We start from the raw sequence: 17,135 nt of genomic DNA on the forward strand, positions 1-17,135 counted from the left end.
CACGAGGTCGTCGGCGGCCACGACCCGTTCGGCGGCGAGGTCGGCCCGCCAGCGGGTGTGGTGGTCGCGGCCCGGCGCGGCCCGGTCGGCGAGCAGCTCGTCGCGGCCGGGCGAGGTCGCCGTCGCCGGGCTCCCGCAGGGCTGCACGCGTCGCCTCCGCCCGGGTGGCGACGCCGTCCAGCCCGGCCGCGAGCAGCCGCAGCGCGTTCGCCTCGGCGAGCATGCGGCGGCGTCGCGCGACGAGCCGGTGCAGCTCGCGCTGCAGGGCGGCGAGCCCGGAGCGCCGCCGCAGGGCCTCCGCCGCGGCCGGCGGTATGTCGGCGGCGCGCCGGGCCAGCCCGGCCAGGCCCGGGAACCACGGTGCCCCGGCCAGGCGGGGCACGCGCTCGGCGACGAGGGCGCGGTCGGCCTCGAGGACCGTGCGCCAGCCGCGGTGCGCGTCGGTGCGGGTGAGCGCGAAGGCGACGGTGTCGACGCGGCCGGCGGCGCGGGCCAGCGCGTCGAGCTCCTCGGCGCCGAGCGGGGCGGCGGCGTCGGCGAGGACGAGCGCGGCGGTGGCGCCGTCCACCGGCCAGGTGCCGGGGTCCTGCGCGCGGGCGGGCTTTACGAGGTCGAGCTCCTCGAGCAGGGCCACCGCGAGGCGCTCGCGGGTGGCGCGGACCGCCCCGTCGGGGTCCGGCGCGGGCGGCCCGTCGAGGCCCAGCAGCGCGGCGAGCAGCTCGCCGCGCCCGCGACCCGGTGCCCCCACCAGCACCACGGTCGGGCGGGCCGGCGGCGGCGGTGCGGCGGCCGTCGCGGCCGCCCCGGGATCGAGGCGGGTGAGCAGCGTCGTCAGCTCCTCGCGGAGGCGGGCGACCCGGGCCGGGACGTCCTCGGTCACGCGGCCCGACCCGCCGTCAGCTCCCGCCACAGCCGCACGTAGGTGCGGTGGACGACGTGGGCGAGGTCGGCGATGCGCCGCGGCGAGCCCCACGTCCCGTAGGCCCGCCACCACGCCGCGCGCCGGGCCGCGTGTCCCGCGAGCTCGACCGGACCCGCACCCGGCCGCCCCATCCGCACGTCGGGCGGGGCCGCGGCGGCGAGGTGGTCGACCTCCTCGAGCAGCTCGACCGGCAGGCCCAGCGAGCCCGCCCACAGGCGGGCCCGGGCGGCGAGGAGCGCCCGCTCGGTGAAGGCGTCGCGCCGGGCGAGCGCCGCGGCGGCGTCGGCGACCCGGGTTCCCTCGCCGGCGCCGGTCCCGTCGCGGGCCTCGGCGCGGGTGCGCGCCTCGGCGAGCGCGGCCAGGTCCCGCACGCCGGCGGTGGCGGCGTGCAGGTCGGCGCGGGCCCGGACCTCGTCCTGCAGGCGCCCCACCAGCGTCGCGAGCCCGGACGCGGCCAGCAGCGCGTCGCACAGCTCCCCGACACCGGCCGCGGCGTCCGCCCGCAGCAGCGCGAGCCCGAGCGCGAGGCCCCGCAGGTCGAGCAGCTCGAGCAGCCGGGTGCGCGCCTCGACGGGCACGGGCAGGTCCGCGGTGGTGAACAGCTCCGCGTCGAGCAGCGCGACCTCGAGCACGGCCGGCTCGGCTCCGGCGAGCACCCGCAGCGCGCCGACGTCCTCGGTGCGCAGCGCGCCCGTCACCGCCGTCTCGGCCAGCAGGCCGATCACCGGCGTCACCGGCCCCACCCGGTCGCCGAGGCGGCGGCCGAGCTCGACGGCGAGGTCGTGCCCGTCGTCGGGGCCGACGGTGTCCGCCCGCCCGAGGACGGCGACGACCCCGGCCGGGCCGTGCGCGGCCGGTCCGGGAAGGACGTCGAGGTCGCCGGGGTGGGCCGTGGACGGCAGGACGACGAGCGCCGCGTCGGCGTGCTGCCCGCCCGCCACACCGTCCGGGCGCCGCGCGGAGCCGGTGCCCGGGGTGTCGATCACCGTGAGGTCGTCGAGGGCCGCGCTCGTCAGGGTGACCACCAGGTGGTCGACGTCCTCGGGGCGCACCCCGAGCCGGTCGCCGACCGCGGCCGGCACGCGTCCCCCGGCCGCGAGCGGCAGGGGCCGCCGCGAGCCGTCGACGAGCACGACGTCGAGGCGGTCCGCCGGGCCGCGGACGTAGTGGGCGGTCAGGCCGGTGCACTCGCCGGCGCCGGTGGGCGCCACCCGGCGTCCGACCAGGGCGTTGACCAGCGTCGACTTGCCCGACGACACCGGCCCGGCGACGACGAGCGAGGGCGTCGCGAGCATCCGGGCGGCCACCGCGTCGACCGCGTCGGCCGTGGGGAGCGACACCCGGGGGGCCAGCGCGCGGCATGTCGCGACGACGGCGTTGCGCAAGGGGCCCACAGTGGTCGCAGGGTAGGCGCCCGGCCGGTCACGCAGGGCCCGTTCGCACACGTCGCGAAGGGTTTCGCGTGATCGCCCGTCAGGGGAGACTGCTCACGAACCGTCACCCGGGAGGGACCAGGCCCGTGCTCGACACCGGCACGTACATCTTCATCGTCGTCGTCGGCGCCGTCATCACGCTGGTGGTGGGCCAGATCCTCATGCGGTCGGGCATCGGTTTCCTGCGCGACGTCTTCGACTCCGAGGAGACCGCGGTCTCCGCGAACCGCCTGCTCGGGGTGCTGTTCCACCTCGTCGCGCTGGGCTTCCTGGCGCTCATCTCCACCTACCGGCCCTTCGACGTCCAGGGCACCGTCCAGATCGTCATCACCCAGCTCGGCGGCGTGATGCTCCTGCTCGGCGTCCTCCACGGCCTGACGTTGCTCCTGCTCGCGCGCATCCGTAGCCGCCGCCGCAGCGAGACGCTCGAGTCGGAGATGACCGCGCAGTACGAGCAGCAGCGGCGCGCCCGCCAGAGCCCTCGCCAGCAGGTGATCGAGGGCGGACCCCCGTCCGGCGGTGCCTGACGACCGCTCGGCGTCCGACCGGGCACCTCGGTTCGTCCGACCGGGTCATCCGGGTTCGGAGGGCTAACCCGCGCCGAGATCGCGGCGATGTCCGTGTGTGACCCTCGTCCCCTTGACCCGGCGCCCCGCGCGGGTCGGCGAGCCGCTGACCCTGCCGATGCCGCGTCTCGCCGACGTCGTGCACCCGGTCACGGCCACCTTCCGCTCCTCCGGCTGGACGCTGCGCTTCGGCCCCTCCGGGCAGCAGGTCGTCGTCGACCGCCTCGCCGACGCCGACGCGGCGGCCCGCCGCCTCGTCTCCTCCGTGCTCGGCATCCCGGCGGCGGCCGTCCGTTTCCGGATCACCCCCGACCGCGCCACGCTCGCGCCCCTGCGCCGGCACTGAGCCGATCACCGTCGTCGTGTGAGGATCGGGGGATGGGCCCCGAGCACGACACGCTGCCGACGACGGACGTCCCGCGGCGCTCGGTGGTCAGCTTCACCGACCGCGGCGGGCGGATGACCGCCGGGCAGCAGCGCGCGTGGGACCGGCTCTGGTCCCGGTACGGCGCGTCCGCGCCCGGCTTCGACGGTCCCGGGCCGCCCCGGGACGACGACGGCCGGCTCGACGCCGCTGCCTGGTTCGGGCGCACCGCGCCGCTGCGGCTCGAGATCGGGTCCGGCATGGGGGAGACGACCGCCGCCCTCGCCGCCGCCGAGACCGACACCGACCACGTCGCCGTCGAGGTCTACCCGCCGGGTCTCGCGCAGCTGATGATGCGCCTCGAGGAGCAGGGGCTGGAGAACCTCCGGCTCCTGCGCGGGGACGCCGTCGTCGTGCTCTCCGAGCTGATCGCGCCCGGCGCGCTGGCCGGCCTGCGCGTCTACTACCCCGACCCGTGGCCCAAGCGCCGCCACCACAAGCGCCGCCTGGTCCAGCCGGCCACCGTCGCGCTGATGGCCTCGCGGCTCGCCCCGGGGGCGACGCTGCACCTCGCCACCGACGTTGCGGACTACGCCGAGTGGATGCTCGAGGTGACCGCCGCCGAGCCCCTGCTGGACAACCCCCACGGCGGCTTCGCGCCCCGCCCCGCGTGGCGCCCGCGCACCAAGTTCGAGGCCCGCGCGGAGCAGGAGGGACGGCCCAGCCGGGACCTCGTGCTCGTGCGTCGCGCGCACGAGGGAGGCGCGCCCTGAGCACGCGTCGTGTCCGCCGCCGGGCGGTTAGAGTCGGGCCCGTGTCGCCGTCCCCCTCGCCCGCCGACCTCGCCACCGCACCCACGGCGCCCGCCGCGCTGTCCGGGGGCATCGAGGACGCCGGCGAGAACGGCACCGTGGAGGCGCCGCCGGCGCGGACGCTGCTGGTCTGGGACGCGCCCAACATCGACATGAGCCTCGGCTCGCTGCTCGGCACCCGCCCGACGTCGGCCTTCCGCCCGCGGTTCGACGCCGTCGGCCGGTGGCTGCTGTCCGAGGCCGGCGTCGACGGCATCGCCGAGGCGACCGTCTTCACCAACGTCGTGCCCGGCTCCACCGAGATCGTGCGGCCGTGGGTCGAGGCGCTGCGCAACGTCGGCTTCGCGGTGTTCGCCAAGCCGAAGGTCGTCGAGGACTCCGACGTCGACGAGGACATGCTCGCCCACATCGAGCTGCGGCGGAGCGAGGGCGGGCTCTCGCACGTCGTCGTGGCGTCCGGCGACGGGCGCGCCTTCCGCGAGCCGCTCGAGGCGCTCGTCGCGCAGGGCATCACGGTCACCGTGATTGGGTTCCGCGAGTACGCCGCGTTCGCGGTGGCCTCGGAGATCGTCGACTTCCTCGACCTCGAGGACATCGAGGGCGTCTTCCGCGAGCCCCTGCCGCGCGTCAGCCTCGACACCCTGCCCGACACCGGCGCCTGGCTGCCGCCGCTGCGCTCGCTGCGGTCCCTGCTGGAGCGGTAGGTGGACCTGCCGGCGCACTGGGGGACGTCGCCGGCCGAGCGGGCACGATCGACGCCCGCCGACGACCTCGTCCCCGCGCCGCGGGCCCGCTGGACGCGCGGGGTCACGTCGACGGCGTCGCCGGCGGTGCTGTGGCGCTGGGTCTGCCAGCTGACCGTCGCTCCCTACAGCTACGACCTGGTCGACAACCTCGACTGGTCGAGCTCCGCTCCGCTTCGTCTCCCGAGGGTCCGGCGCAGCCCCCGGGAGCTCACCCCCGGCGCCGACGACGTCCGCGCCGGCCAGGGCCTCCTCGTGATCTTCGTCGTCGCCACGGTCGAGCCCGGGCGGCAGATGACGCTGCGTCGGCGGCGGCGCGGACGCGGGCCCGTCGCCGAGTTCGCGATCACCTACGCCGTCGCGCCGGACCCCGCGGGCTCGCGGCTGGTCGCGACGGTCGCCGTCGACGGCACCCGCCGCGGCGGCCTGCTGCGCGCGCTGCTCGCGTGGGGCGACCTCGTGATGATGCGCCGCCAGCTGCGGACGCTCGCCGCGCTCGCCGCCCGATGCTCCGCAGGTGAGTGATCCGGGCCGTCCCGACGACCCGGATCACTCACGAGGCCGTAGGCCATCATGGGCGCCGTGTCGATGCGCCTGACCGCCCCCGTCGTCCTGCCCTGCGACGCGGCCATGTCCGTGGTGCGCGACGCGGTGGTCGACGTCGACGACGACGGGCGGATCACCCACGTCGGGCCCGCCGCCACCGCCCCGGCCACCGACGCCCCGACGACGCACCTGTCCGGCCTGCTCATGCCGGGCCTGGTCAACACCCACGCGCACACGCCGCTGGCCGTGCTGCGCGGGATGGGCGGGGACCTGCCGCTGATGCGGTGGCTGATGGAGGTCATCTGGCCCGCCGAGGCCAAGCTGGGCGGCGCCGACGTGCGCGCCGGCATGCTCGCGGGCGCCGCGGAGATGCTGCGCGGCGGCGTCACCACCTCCACCGAGATGTACTTCCAGGCCGAGCACGTGGTCGACGCCGTGCTGGAGATCGGCTCCCGGGTGGTGCTGACGCCGGGGATCATCACCGCGCCCGGGATGGAGCGGCTCGGTACCTGGGAGCAGATGCGCGACGCGATCAGCCGCTGGATCGACACCGACGGGCTGCGCTTCGGGCCGGGCGAGCGCGTCGAGCTGGGGTACGGCCCGCACGCGGCGTACACGCTGCCGACCGAGGCGATCGTGACCACGGCCGGGCTCGCGCGGGAGCGCGGCGCGCTGATGCACCTCCACGTCGCCGAGGCGCCCGGCGAGGACGACGCCGTGCGCGCCGAGTTCGGCTCCGTGCCCGCGATGCTCGAGGCGACCGGCTCGCTGGGCGGGCGGGTTCTCGCCGCGCACGCCATCCAGCTCTCCGACGACGACATCGCGATCCTCGCCCGCCACGACGTCGCCGTCGCCCACTGCCCCGGCTCGAACGCCAAGCTCGCCGCCGGGGTCGCCCGCGTCACCGACCTGCGGGCGGCCGGCGTCCGCGTCGGCCTGGGCACCGACTCGCCCGCGTCCAACGACGACCTCGACCTGTGGGAGGAGCAGCGCCTCGCCTCGCTGTTCGCCCGCCAGCGCGGCGCCGACGCCACGGCGCTGACCGCCGCCGATGCGCTCGCCCTGGCCACCCGGGAGGGCGCCCGCGCGCTGGGCCGTGACGACCTCGGCGTGCTGGCGCCCGGCGCCTGGGCCGACCTCGTGCACGTCGCGATCGACGACCCCGCCTTCGTCGACCCGGACGACGACGACCAGCTCGTCTCCAACCTCGTCTGGGCCGGCGGCGCGCGCGGCGTGCGCGACGTGTGGGTGGCCGGCGACCCGGTGCTCGCCGACGGCACCCCCACGCGCGTGGACCCCGCCGAGGTGCTCGCCGGCGCCCGCCGCGTGGCCGCGAAGGTCAAGGCCTGACCGCTCGCGGCCCGGTCAGGGCGTGTGGGCCAGGCTGATCCCGGAGTGCTGCGGGCCCTCGCCGACCGGCTCGAGGGAGACGTCGAGCGGGGGCATGCCGCCCGCGGCGGGCAGCGCGAGGTCGCCCTGCCAGTGCGTTCGCGCCCCGTCGGCGACCAGCACGCCGAGCGAGCGCGGAGCGCCCGTGGCGGTGTCCCACACCTCGAGGTCGTGACCGGCCGGGATGCCCGCGGGCACCGTCACCTCGACGTGCATGCCTCCCGGCCGGCCCTCGACGCTGCCGGTGACGCCGGGCTGCGCGGCGACCAGCACCACGCGGGCCGTGGCCGGCGGGGCGCCGGGGCCGGGCGTCGCCACGCCCAGGACGACGGCGACGACGGCGGCGACGGCGACCAGGGCCGCGGCGATGCCGGCCCCCACCACGGCCCGGGACCGCCGCGGCGGCGCCGCCGCGGGTGGGGCGTCGTCGTCGTCGAGCCGGGCGAGGATCCCGTCCCAGACCGGGGCCGGGGGCGGCGGGTGGACGTCGAGGGTCATGCCGTGGCGGGCGTGCCCGACGGTGCGGCGCAGGGCGTCGACCTCCGCCGCGCACGTCGCGCAGTCGCGCAGGTGGGCGGTCACCGCCGGGTCGTCGGGCTCGCCGGGCAGGGCCGCGGCGGTGAGCTGGTCAGCCGTCGGGTGCCACACCGTCGGCCTCCCACCGTCGTCGCAACCGGGCGAGCCCCCGGCGCGCGTGGCTCTTGACCGTGCCGAGGGGGAGCCCGGTGGCGGCCGCGATCTGTGCGTGGGTGAGCTCGTCGAGTACCGCCAGACGGAGTACCCGCGCCTGCTCCGCAGGTAACCGGGCGAGCTCGTCCGCGACCAGCAGCGAGCCGACGACCTGGTCGGCCAGCGGCGGGTCCGTCGCGTCGGCGTCGTCGAGGACGCCGACGCCGGGGTCGCCGAGGTCGGCGCGGACCCCGACCCGCGCCTCCCGCCCCCGGACCCCCAGACGGTCCGCGACGCGACGGCGCAGGATGCCCGCGAGCCAGGCGCCGAGAGGTCCGCGCTCCGGGTCGAACCCGGCGCGGCCCCGCCAGGCGTCGGCGAACACCTGCTGGGTGATGTCCTCGTCGTCCGGCGAGCCCAGGCTGCGGCGGGCCACCGCGAGCACCCAGCCGCCGTGGCTGTCGTAGGCCTCGCGCAGGGCGCCCGGCTCGCCGGCGCGCAACGCCCGGCCGATGCGCTCGTCGTCGGCGACCGGCGCGGACGGCGCGGGCACGGCCGCGCGGGAGCGACGCTCGATCCCGTCGGTCACCGGGCGGCCCTCACCCCGTCAGAGTGACCGGGGACGAAACGGCCAAACTCCCGATCACCGGGCACCCGGGACCGGGTCGGCGACCACGACGAGGTTGTCGCGGTAGCTGCGGGCGGCGCGGTCGAACGGCCCGTCGCAGGTGACGAGGACGAGGCGGGGCGGGCCCGTCTCGCGGAACAGGTCGTCCACGGGCAGGGCCTCCTTCGCGAACGACCGGACCTCCCGCACGCGGTAGGTCACGACGCCGTTCCCGGTCCCGACGCCGTCCCCGGTCCCGACGCCGACCTCGTCGCCCGGACGCAGGGCGCCGAGGTCGGCGAAGGCGCCCTTGCCCTGCACGCGGTCGTCGACGTGGCCCGCGAGCACCGCGGAACCCGCGGGGGACCCCGGAGCCGCGCCGAAGCGGTACCAGCCGATCTCGCTGATGCGTCCGGGGACCTCCATCTGCCCGTCGGCGGCGACGCCGACCGGCACCACGGGCGCGTCGAGGTCCATCGCCGGGACGCGCAGGCGGGTCGGCGCCGCGGGCTCCCGGGCCGGCGGCGTCGTCGTGGGCGCCCGGACCGGGGCGGGCGACGCCGCCACCGGCGCGGGGTCAGGAGCGGCGGGTCCGGAGAGCCCGACCCAGGCCGAGCCGATCGTCAGCGCGAGGCCGACGACCAGCCCGGCCAGGGCGGGGAGGCGACCGGTCAGCGCCGGCGCGCAGGTCGCAGGCGGGCCAGCGACGCCACCACCAGCGCGACGCCGAGCGCGGCGACCGCGGCCCACACCCCGAACGGCCCCGCGGCCGGCGCACCGGAGGGCGCGCCCGCCGGGACGCCGTGCGGCGCGCTGTCGCCGCCCGACACCGTGAAGGTCACCAGCTGCAGGTTCCGCTGCTCGAGCGACCCGATGGCGTGCACGAACGTCGTCGTGCCCTCGCGCAGATCCAGGTCGGCAGGCCCGATCACCGGGTCGGTGCTGCCGGCGGCGGCGACGGCGGCCGAGATCGTGCCCGCGGGCACCTCGAGCGCCCGCTGGTCGGGGTTGGTCAGGCCCTCCACGACGGGCTGGCCGCCGGCCAGGACGTCGACGGCGGGCGCGGCGGCGAGGTGCCGCACGACGACGCGGGCCTGCCCGGCGGGCACGGCGCCCACCTCGTTGACCAGCGGCGTCAGGGCCGGCTGGCCCTGCTCGGTGAGGTGCGCGGCCAGGGTGACGTTCCCGCCGGCGGGCACGTCGGCCTGCGCCGAGAGCAGGGGCTGTCCCGAGCCGTCGGGGGCGGTGGCGGGGAAGACCGCGACCTGGTGCGAGCCCGACGGCAGGTCCAGCGGGCCCTGGGCCGTGCCGGGCGCGAAGTCGTCGAGGGCGCGCTGACCGTCGACGTAGACGTCGACGGGGGTGTCGGGGATGCCGTGGACGACGTAGACGGTCCCGGTCTCCTGGGCGCTGGCGACCCCGGCGGTGCCCAGCACGATCGCGGACGCGATCAGGGCTCCTCCGGCGGCGCGGGCGAGGCGGCGCATGGTTCTCCTCGGTGTGGGGTGTCGCGACGGACACCCCCCACTACGGCCGCGGGTCCCGCGGCGGATGCACCCGCACCGTCGGACGGTGCGCCGGGTCACGACGCGTGGTTAGGGTCCGGGCCATGAGTGGCGAGTACCGGCAGGCCTACGACCGCAGCATGACCGACCCGGACGGCTTCTGGCGCGAGGCCGCCGCGCTCATCGACTGGTACCGCGAGCCCGACACGATCATGGACGCGTCGGCGCTGCCGTTCTCGACGTGGTTCGCGGGCGGCGAGCTCAACACCTGCCACAACGCGCTGGACCGCCACGTCGAGAACGGCCGCGGCGACCAGGTCGCGCTCGTCCACGACTCGCCGGTCACCGACAGCCGCCAGCGCTACACCTACCGCGAGCTGCGCGACCGCGTCGCCGCGTTCGCCGGGGTGCTGCGCTCGGTGGGCGTCGACAAGGGCGACCGCGTGATCATCTACATGCCGATGATCCCCGAGGCCGCCGTCGCCATGCTCGCCTGCGCCCGCCTCGGCGCCGTGCACTCCGTGGTCTTCGGCGGCTTCGCCGCCCGCGAGCTCGCCGTGCGCATCGACGACGCGCAGCCGTCGGCGATCGTGTCCGCCTCCTGCGGCATCGAGGGCAAGCGGGTCGTGGAGTACAAGCCGCTGCTGGACAAGGCCATCGAGCTCGCCTCGCACGACCCCGGCCGCTCGATCGTCTTCCAGCGCCCGCAGTACACCGCGCCGATGGGCGAGCGCGACCTCGACTGGGCCGAGGCCGTCCGGGACGCCGAGCCCGCCGAGTGCGTCCCGGTCCGGGCCACCGACCCGCTCTACGTCCTCTACACCTCCGGTACCACCGGCAAGCCCAAGGGCGTCCAGCGCGACAACGGCGGCCACGCGGTCGCGCTGGCCTGGTCGATGACCAACGTCTACGACGTGGGGCCCGGCGAGGTCATGTTCACCGCGTCCGACGTCGGCTGGGTCGTCGGGCACTCCTACATCGTCTACGCGCCGCTGCTCATCGGGGCGACCACCGTGCTCTACGAGGGCAAGCCGATCGGGACCCCCGACGCCGGGCAGTTCTGGCGGGTGGTCCAGGAGCACCGGGTGAAGGCGCTGTTCACCGCGCCCACCGCGTTCCGGGGCATCAAGAAGGAGGACCCGGACGCGACGTACCTCCAGGACTACGACATCTCCTCGCTCGAGACGCTCTTCCTGGCCGGTGAGCGCCTCGACCCGGAGACCTGGACGTGGGCGTCGGAGAAGCTCGGCGTGCCGGTGGTCGACCACTGGTGGCAGACCGAGACGGGCTGGCCGATCGCGGCCAACCTGCGGGGCCTCGAGCCGATGGAGCTCAAGGCCGGGTCGCCGTCGGTGCCCGTGCCCGGCTACCAGGTGGAGATCCTCGACGTCGACGGCACCGTGCTGCCGCGCGGCGAGGAGGGCGCCATCACGATCAAGCTGCCGCTGCCCCCGGGCTGCCTGCAGACGCTGTGGAACGACGACGAGCGCTTCCGCGAGTCCTACATGTCCCGCTACGAGGGCTACTACCTCACCGGGGACGGCGGCTACCTCGACGAGGACGGCTACCTCTACGTCATGGGCCGCACCGACGACGTCATCAACGTCGCCGGCCACCGCCTGTCGACCGGGTCGATGGAGGAGGTGCTCGCCGGGCACCAGGACGTCGCCGAATGCGCCGTCATCGGCGTGCACGACGCGATGAAGGGCCAGGTCCCGCGCGGGTTCGTCGTGCTCAAGGCCGGCGTCGAGCGCGACGAGGCCGAGCTCTCCGCCGAGCTCGTGGCGATGGTCCGCGACGAGGTCGGCGCCGTGGCGTCGTTCAAGAACGTGGCGATCGTCCCGGCCCTGCCCAAGACCCGCTCGGGCAAGGTGCTGCGCAAGACCATGCGCGGCATCGCCGACGGGAAGGACGAGGCCGTCCCGTCGACGATCGACGACGCGAGCGTGCTCGACACCCTGCGCCCGGTGCTGCAGAAGGGCCCCGGTACCTGAGCCCCGCCCCTGACGCAGCGAACGCGCTGTTCGCAGCTTCTAGGCGTACGAACAGCGCGTTCGCTGCGGTGCCCGCTCGGCCGCGCGATCACGGCCCGGGTGATCAACGGGGACTTCGCGCGCGTAGAAGCAGCGAGAGACCCGTTCGCTGCGGGGCGCCGGTCAACGCTCGTCGGGCGGGAAGTCGGCGCCGACGGCGAGGTCGCGCCAGGCGCCGGCCTCGTCGATGCGCTGCTGCCAGAGCTTCGGCGCGAGGTCGGCCGCCATCGCGCCGAGCAGCAGGCGCCGGGGCGGGTCGTCCGCGTCCACCACGCGGATCATCGCCTCGCCCGCGCGGCGCGGGTCGCCGGGCTGCGTGAACGCCTGCGAGCCGTCCATGGCCGCCCGGCGCGGGCCCAGCACGTCGTCGTAGGCGTGCATCGGCGTCGCGCGCACCATGCTGCCGCCGTTCCAGTCGGTGCGGAACGGGCCGGGCTCGACGATGGTGACCTTGATGCCGAACGGCGCGACCTCCTGGGCCAGCGACTCGGCCATGCCCTCGAGGCCCCACTTGGTGGCGTGGTAGAGCCCGGTGTTGGGGAAGGCGCCGACCCCGCCGATGCTCGAGATCGGGAGGATGTGGCCGCGCTGCTGGGCGCGCATCGTCGGCAGCACCGCCTGCATCGACCACAGGGCGCCGAACAGGTTCACCTCGACCTGCGCGCGGGCCTCGGCCTCGCTGACCTCCTCGACGCCGCCGGCCAGCCCGTAGCCCGCGTTGGCGACCAGGACGTCGATCCGGTCGGTCTCGGCGGCGACGGCGTTGACCACGGCGAGGACCCGGTCCCGGTCGGTGACGTCGAGGTCGCGGGCCAGGAGGGTGTCGGGGTACTTCCCGGCGAGGTCGTCGAGGGTGCCGGCGTCCCGTGCGGTGGCGACCACCCGGTCACCGGAGGAGAGGACCGCCTCCGCCAGGGCCCGGCCCAGGCCCCGGGACGCACCGGTGATCAGCCACGTTCGTTCGCTCATGCCTCCGGCTTACCCCTGCCGGGGCGCGCGCGCTCAGCTGGCGCGGCCGAGACCGTCGTCCGGGATGGCCGCGCCGCCGTAGCCGATGTAGTTGCCCGACGAGTTGCGCAGGCCGCCGTTGGCGACGTCCTGGATGCTGTGGTTCGCGATCATGGTGCGGACGCCGGCGGTGATGTTGGCGACCGGGTCGAAGATCCCGCGGTCGGCGAGGTCCGGGAGCACGGCGTTGCGGAACGTCGTGTCGATGAGCTGCATGAGCCCCTTCGACGGGGTGCCCGCCGCGGCGTTGGAGTCCCAGTTGTTGACCGCGCGGGCGTTGCCCGTGGACTCGCGCATGATGATCTTCTTGACGCCGGGGGCGAGGCGCTGCGGCAGGCCCATGAGGCCCAGGGCCTTGGCGATCTGGCCGTCGAGGGTGCGCTCGTTGCCGGCCTCGTAGGGCCGGCCGAACTCGAGGGGCCCGTTCTCGCGCTCGATGCTCATCGACTTCATCAGCGACGTGACGTCGCCGGAGTCCCCGGCGCTCGGCTCGTCCGAGGAGCCGGAGCCCGACGACGCGGTCGACACGGTGGACGCGCCGGTCGGCATCGTCACCGGGCTGACGGCGACGGCGCCGCCCACGGTGCGGTGCTGCGAGGCGAGGGCGAGCGCCGCGGTCGTGGCCGCGGGGTCCGGCGCCGCCGCGCGGGGCGCCTCGGCGTCGGCGACGTGGGTGTCGAGCGTCTGGATCGCGGGGAGCACCGCGCCGGCGGCGACGGCGGCGACGAGCACGGAGCCCGTGGTCGACGAGGAGCGGTTCCGGCGTCCGGCCGAGGGGATGGCCCCCAGCGAGAACGGGGTGGTGGCCGGCTCGTCGGACCCACTGCGCCCGTGTCGCGCCACGCGCGTCACCTCGCTCGTCACTCGGGGGAGAACGGCCGGACAGCGCGGAGTGGGGGAGCCGCCGTCGTGACCGTTCCGTGATGGAACGCCAGCGAACATAGCGGGGTCGCGTGAGCACGCCGTGTCCCCCTCCCCACCGACGGGCGTCGCCACACATGGAATTCCCGATCGGGGACGGCAAGAGGTCCGACGGGCGGTCATCGGCCCGCGGGACGTGAGGGGCTGCGACCGCCGAGCGCCGACGAGGCACGCCGAACGGTCCGCCACGCGCCCAGTGGTCGCGCCGGGCGGCGCCGCCGACCGGCGCGGAGGGCGCCGGACCCTTCGGCGCAGCGGCGCGCCATCGGTCGGACGCGCGTGTCTCACGGGTCCAGCAGGTCCCCCAGCGCGTCGAGGGCGCGGTCGCCCTCGGCCCGGGCGGCCGCGGACGCCGCCGCCAGTCCGAAGTAGCCGTGCACCAGCCCTGCGCCCTCGAGCCGGCGCACCGCGACGCCCGCGGCCTCGAGGGCGTCCGCGTAGGCGCGGCCCTCGTCGCGCAGGGGGTCGAGCTCGGCGGTCGCCACCACGGCCGGCGCGACGTCGTCGAGCCCGCCCGGCTCGTCGGCGGCGCGCAGCGGGGCGACCGACGGGTCGGCGTGCAGGGTGGCGTCGGGCACGTAGCGCGCCCAGAACCAGGCCATGTCCGCGCGGGTGAGGAACGGGCCGGCCGCGTTCTCGGCGATCGACGGGCGGCTCATCGCGGGGTCGAGGCCCGGGTAGAGCAGGAGCTGGGCATCGAGCCGCGGGCCCCAGTCGCGGGCCAGCAGGGCCACGCCGGCGGCGAGCCCGGCGCCCGCGCTGTCGCCGGCGACGGCGAGGCGGTCCGACGGCCGCCGCGCGGCGGCCCAGCGCAGGGCCGTGTGCGCGTCGCCGACCGGGGCGGGGTGCGGGTGCTCGGGGGCGAGCCGGTAGTCGACCGACACGACGTCCACGCCGAGGTGGGCGCACACCCGGCGGGCCGCGGCGTCCCCGGTGTCGAGGTCACCGACCACCCAGCCCCCGCCGTGCAACCACACCACCGTCGCCGCCCGTCGCCGCTGCGCGGGCTCGTAGACCCGCACCGCGACGTCCGCCTCCGAGCCGGTGACGCCCATGACGACGTCGTCGTGCACCGATCCCACCGCCACCTCCTCGCCCCGGCGCAGCAGCGCGAGCTGCCGGTAGTTCTGCCGGGCCTCGGCCACCTCGTCGCGGGTGAGGGGCAGCCACCCGTCGGCCTCCAGGCGGGCGATCGCGGTGGCGAGCTCGGGGTCGAGCCGGGTGTCGGTCACGGCCGCATCCTCTCCGCGGACCGCGCCGCCCGCTAAGTTGCCTGTCCGATGGATCCGGATCGAGCCGAACGTCGCGCCGCCCGCTCCCGGCGGGCCCGCGCAGCCGCGCTGGCCGTCGCGGCGCGGTACGACCTGCCGACCGGTGACCCGGTGGTGCTCGGCGACCAGTTCTCCGTCGTGCTGCACCTGCGGCCCGCCCCGGTCGTCGTGCGGGTGCCGACGTGGACCGCCGACATCCGCGACGCCGCCGCCCACGTGGCGAGCGACATCGCGGTCGGCGCGTGGCTGCACGGACGTGGTGTGCCCGTGGCCCCGCCGAGCGCCGATGTGCCGCCCGGTCCGCACGAGCGCGACGGCCACCACCTCAGCTTCTGGACCTGGGTCGAGCCCGATCCGGCGGCCGGTCCCGTCGCACCGAAGGTCCAGGCGGGGATGCTGCGCGACCTGCACGATGCGCTCGCGGACTACCCGGGACCGCTGCCCGGCCTCGAGCCCGTCGCGGACGACGTCGCGGCTGGTCTCGCCGCGCTCGCTCGCCATCCCGGGGTGCTCGACGCGGACGGCGAGGCCCGCCTGCGCGCGGCCGCCGACGAGCTCCTGCCCGCGGCCCACCGGCCGTCGGTGCCGGTGCAGCCGCTGCACGGCGACGTGCACGCGAACAACCTCGTGACGGGCCGGCGCGGTCCGGTGTGGATCGACTTCGAGGAGGCGTGCCGCGGGCCGGTGGGCTGGGACCTCGGGATGTTCGGGTGGGACGCCGACGGGCGAGCGGCGGTGGCCGACGGTTACGGCGACGTCCCGGCCGCCCGCACCTACTCCCGCCTGCGCGCCCTGCACCTCGCGGCCTTCCTGCTCGCCCTGCGCGACGGCTTCGCCGACACCGAGGGGTGGGACCCCGGCGTGCGCTGGTTCGTCTCCCTCCTCTGAGTTCAACCGATAGGTTGAACACGGGGTCCCGGCGGGCTATCGTTCTCCACAACCTCGAGGTTGAACAAGGAGTCACCGTGGACGACCAGCTGTCCCGGGTGTTCTCGGCCCTCGCCGACCCCATCCGGCGCGACATGGTGGCCCGCCTCGCCGTCGGCGACGCCGGCGTCAACGAGCTCGCCGAGCCGTACGACGTGAGCGTCCAGGCGGTGTCCAAGCACCTCAAGGTGCTGGAGGAGGCCGGGCTCGTGAGCCGCACCAGGCAGGCGCAGCGCCGGCCGGTCCACCTCGAGGCGGAGGTGTTCGACCTGATGACGAAGTGGATCGAGCGCTACCGGCGCCGTGCCGAGGAGCGCTACCGCCGTCTCGACGACGTGCTCGCCGAGATGGACACCGAGCAGACCCCCGAGAAGGACGACGAGCGAGGAGCATCCCGATGAGCACCGCGACCCGCGAGACGACGATCACCGCCGACCCGGCCGTGCCGACCATCCTCATCGCCCGCGAGTTCGACGCCCCGGTCGCGAACGTCTTCCGCGCCCACGTCGAGGCCGACCTCGTCCGGCGTTGGCTGGGCCCGCGCGGGCTGACAATGGAGATCGACCGCTGGGACGCGCAGACCGGCGGCGGATACCGCTACACGCACCGCGACGAGAACGGCGAGTACCGGTTCTACGGCTCGTTCCACGAGGTGCGGCCGGACGAGCGCATCGTCCAGACGTTCACCTTCGAGGGTTTCCCCGACGGCGTCAGCCTGGAGACGGTGACCTTCACCGACCTCGGCGACGGCCGCACCCGCCTCGAGGCGCTGTCGGTGGTCGACTCCATGGAGGCCCGCGACGCCATGCTCTCGAGCGGGATGGACGTGGGTGTCAAGGAGGGCTACGAGCAGCTCGACGAGCTGCTGGAGAACGGTGCGGCGTAGCGGAACGTGCCGCGCGGTACGGCGTCGGTGAGGGCCCGGACCTGGAAGTACCGCCCCCAGGACTCGTCGGGGGCGGCGACGCCGACGTCCGTCGACGGGCGGAACCCGCAGCGGCCGTAGAACCCGGGGTCGCCGAGCAGGGCGACGAGGACCTCGTCGCGGGCCTCGGCGGCGGCGACCAGCGCGTGGACGAGCGTGCGTCCGGTCCCCCGGCCCTGGCGATCCGGGCGCACCGCGAGCGGCCCCAGACCCAGCGCGGGGACGTCACCGACCCACCCCCGGGTCGCGACGACGTGGCCGACGACCTCGCGGTCCTCCTCCGCCACCAGGGAGAAGGTCGGCAACCACCCCGGGTCGGTGCGCAGCCGGTCGAGCAGGCCGGGCTCGACGGGCTGGGTGCCGTCGTCGGGGGCGAACGCCGCCGTCACCACCGCGCGGACGTCCGCGACGTCGCCGGGTCGCTCACGCCGCACGATCACGCCGCGCAGGCTGGCCGTGCGGGGCGGTCCGGAGCAAGCGGATTCTGCATCCGG

19 protein-coding genes and 1 pseudogene are annotated in these 17,135 nt (G+C 76.2%); 10 read left to right on the plus strand and 10 right to left on the minus strand.

Features of this window, described 5'->3' with window-relative positions; all coding sequences use genetic code 11:
• Together ABD994_RS27025 and ABD994_RS27030 are read right to left on the minus strand one after the other, a co-directional pair.
• Positions 1-880: pseudogene (locus ABD994_RS27025) on the minus strand (hypothetical protein); the annotation flags it as partial.
• Entirely contained in the window at positions 877-2,316 is a 1,440-nt protein-coding gene (locus ABD994_RS27030) for a dynamin family protein (RefSeq protein WP_345423179.1), read from the minus strand. The pseudogene ABD994_RS27025 and the gene ABD994_RS27030, both read right to left, overlap by 4 nt.
• 125 nt (positions 2,317-2,441) lie before the next feature.
• Here ABD994_RS27030 and ABD994_RS27035 point away from each other — a divergent pair, with 125 nt between their 5' ends.
• The 6 genes from ABD994_RS27035 (at position 2,442) to ABD994_RS27060 (ending at position 6,736) form a co-directional block, all read left to right on the plus strand.
• A complete protein-coding gene (locus tag ABD994_RS27035) occupies positions 2,442-2,882 on the plus strand; it encodes a hypothetical protein (protein WP_345423182.1) in 441 nt (146 codons plus the stop codon).
• Between the two features lie 112 nt (positions 2,883-2,994).
• Entirely contained in the window at positions 2,995-3,267 is a 273-nt protein-coding gene (locus tag ABD994_RS27040) for a hypothetical protein (protein ID WP_345423185.1), read from the plus strand.
• 32 nt (positions 3,268-3,299) lie between these two features.
• Positions 3,300-4,058 carry a tRNA (guanosine(46)-N7)-methyltransferase TrmB gene (gene trmB, locus ABD994_RS27045; protein WP_345423188.1) on the plus strand — a complete coding sequence of 253 codons (759 nt, stop codon included), beginning with the start codon at positions 3,300-3,302 and terminating at the stop codon, positions 4,056-4,058.
• A gap of 41 nt (positions 4,059-4,099) precedes the next feature.
• Positions 4,100-4,801: an NYN domain-containing protein gene (locus ABD994_RS27050; protein ID WP_345423191.1), complete on the plus strand. Its 702-nt coding sequence runs from the start codon at positions 4,100-4,102 to the stop codon at positions 4,799-4,801.
• Positions 4,802-5,365, plus strand: a complete 564-nt coding sequence (locus tag ABD994_RS27055) for a hypothetical protein (protein WP_345423194.1) — start codon at positions 4,802-4,804, stop codon at positions 5,363-5,365.
• 57 nt (positions 5,366-5,422) lie between these two features.
• A complete protein-coding gene (locus tag ABD994_RS27060; RefSeq protein WP_425550134.1) occupies positions 5,423-6,736 on the plus strand; it encodes an amidohydrolase family protein in 1,314 nt (437 codons plus the stop codon).
• A gap of 15 nt (positions 6,737-6,751) precedes the next feature.
• Here ABD994_RS27060 and ABD994_RS27065 read toward each other — a convergent pair whose 3' ends face one another.
• The 4 genes from ABD994_RS27065 to ABD994_RS27080 all read right to left on the minus strand — a co-directional run bounded on the left by ABD994_RS27065 (position 6,752) and on the right by ABD994_RS27080 (position 9,538).
• Positions 6,752-7,423 (minus strand): anti-sigma factor, encoded by a 672-nt coding sequence (locus ABD994_RS27065; RefSeq protein WP_345423200.1) that lies wholly within the window; start codon positions 7,421-7,423, stop codon positions 6,752-6,754.
• Positions 7,404-8,033 carry an RNA polymerase sigma factor gene (locus ABD994_RS27070; RefSeq protein ID WP_345423203.1) on the minus strand — a complete coding sequence of 210 codons (630 nt, stop codon included), beginning with the start codon at positions 8,031-8,033 and terminating at the stop codon, positions 7,404-7,406. The genes ABD994_RS27065 and ABD994_RS27070 overlap by 20 nt, the downstream gene beginning before the upstream one ends.
• 54 nt (positions 8,034-8,087) lie before the next feature.
• Positions 8,088-8,618 (minus strand): class F sortase, encoded by a 531-nt coding sequence (locus ABD994_RS27075; protein ID WP_345423206.1) that lies wholly within the window; start codon positions 8,616-8,618, stop codon positions 8,088-8,090.
• Between the two features lie 104 nt (positions 8,619-8,722).
• Positions 8,723-9,538 carry a DUF4397 domain-containing protein gene (locus tag ABD994_RS27080; RefSeq protein ID WP_345423209.1) on the minus strand — a complete coding sequence of 272 codons (816 nt, stop codon included), beginning with the start codon at positions 9,536-9,538 and terminating at the stop codon, positions 8,723-8,725.
• A 122-nt stretch (positions 9,539-9,660) separates the two neighbouring features.
• Between ABD994_RS27080 and ABD994_RS27085 the strand changes: the two genes are divergently transcribed.
• Positions 9,661-11,550, plus strand: coding sequence for a propionyl-CoA synthetase (locus ABD994_RS27085; RefSeq protein WP_345423212.1), 1,890 nt, complete (start codon positions 9,661-9,663; stop codon positions 11,548-11,550).
• Positions 11,551-11,712: 162 nt separating this feature from the next.
• On the opposite strand, the gene ABD994_RS27090 is transcribed toward ABD994_RS27085, so the two are convergent.
• From ABD994_RS27090 to ABD994_RS27100, 3 genes are all read right to left on the minus strand, one after another.
• Positions 11,713-12,558: an oxidoreductase gene (locus ABD994_RS27090; protein WP_345423215.1), complete on the minus strand. Its 846-nt coding sequence runs from the start codon at positions 12,556-12,558 to the stop codon at positions 11,713-11,715.
• 33 nt (positions 12,559-12,591) lie between these two features.
• Positions 12,592-13,440, minus strand: coding sequence for a transglycosylase SLT domain-containing protein (locus tag ABD994_RS27095; RefSeq protein WP_345423218.1), 849 nt, complete (start codon positions 13,438-13,440; stop codon positions 12,592-12,594).
• A 362-nt stretch (positions 13,441-13,802) separates the two neighbouring features.
• Entirely contained in the window at positions 13,803-14,750 is a 948-nt protein-coding gene (locus ABD994_RS27100; RefSeq protein ID WP_345423221.1) for an alpha/beta hydrolase, read from the minus strand.
• A 48-nt stretch (positions 14,751-14,798) separates the two neighbouring features.
• Between ABD994_RS27100 and ABD994_RS27105 the strand changes: the two genes are divergently transcribed.
• The 3 genes from ABD994_RS27105 to ABD994_RS27115 all read left to right on the plus strand — a co-directional run bounded on the left by ABD994_RS27105 (position 14,799) and on the right by ABD994_RS27115 (position 16,602).
• Positions 14,799-15,677 carry an aminoglycoside phosphotransferase family protein gene (locus ABD994_RS27105; protein WP_345423224.1) on the plus strand — a complete coding sequence of 293 codons (879 nt, stop codon included), beginning with the start codon at positions 14,799-14,801 and terminating at the stop codon, positions 15,675-15,677.
• A 77-nt stretch (positions 15,678-15,754) separates the two neighbouring features.
• Positions 15,755-16,117, plus strand: a complete 363-nt coding sequence (locus tag ABD994_RS27110) for an ArsR/SmtB family transcription factor (protein ID WP_345423227.1) — start codon at positions 15,755-15,757, stop codon at positions 16,115-16,117.
• Positions 16,114-16,602 carry an SRPBCC family protein gene (locus ABD994_RS27115; protein ID WP_345423230.1) on the plus strand — a complete coding sequence of 163 codons (489 nt, stop codon included), beginning with the start codon at positions 16,114-16,116 and terminating at the stop codon, positions 16,600-16,602. Before ABD994_RS27110 ends, ABD994_RS27115 begins: the two co-directional genes overlap by 4 nt.
• Here the strand turns inward: ABD994_RS27115 and ABD994_RS27120 are convergent.
• The gene (locus ABD994_RS27120) at positions 16,560-17,081 is read right to left on the minus strand and encodes a GNAT family N-acetyltransferase (protein WP_345423233.1); all 522 of its coding nucleotides are present in this window, start codon (positions 17,079-17,081) and stop codon (positions 16,560-16,562) included. The two genes, ABD994_RS27115 and ABD994_RS27120, sit on opposite strands and share 43 nt — an antisense overlap.
• Positions 17,082-17,135: the final 54 nt, after the last annotated feature.

Source organism: Actinomycetospora chlora, assembly GCF_039542135.1.
Taxonomy (GTDB): domain Bacteria; phylum Actinomycetota; class Actinomycetes; order Mycobacteriales; family Pseudonocardiaceae; genus Actinomycetospora; species Actinomycetospora chlora.

Excerpts from the sequence above, each read along its gene's own strand:
- trmB (WP_345423188.1), top strand. The coding sequence starts at position 3,300 with ATGGGCCCCGAGCACGACACGCTGCCGACGACGGACGTCCCGCGGCGC.
- ABD994_RS27080 (WP_345423209.1), bottom strand. The coding sequence starts at position 9,538 with ATGCGCCGCCTCGCCCGCGCCGCCGGAGGAGCCCTGATCGCGTCCGCG.
- ABD994_RS27085 (WP_345423212.1), top strand. The coding sequence starts at position 9,661 with ATGAGTGGCGAGTACCGGCAGGCCTACGACCGCAGCATGACCGACCCG.
- ABD994_RS27090 (WP_345423215.1), bottom strand. The coding sequence starts at position 12,558 with ATGAGCGAACGAACGTGGCTGATCACCGGTGCGTCCCGGGGCCTGGGC.
- ABD994_RS27105 (WP_345423224.1), top strand. The coding sequence starts at position 14,799 with ATGGATCCGGATCGAGCCGAACGTCGCGCCGCCCGCTCCCGGCGGGCC.
- ABD994_RS27115 (WP_345423230.1), top strand. The coding sequence starts at position 16,114 with ATGAGCACCGCGACCCGCGAGACGACGATCACCGCCGACCCGGCCGTG.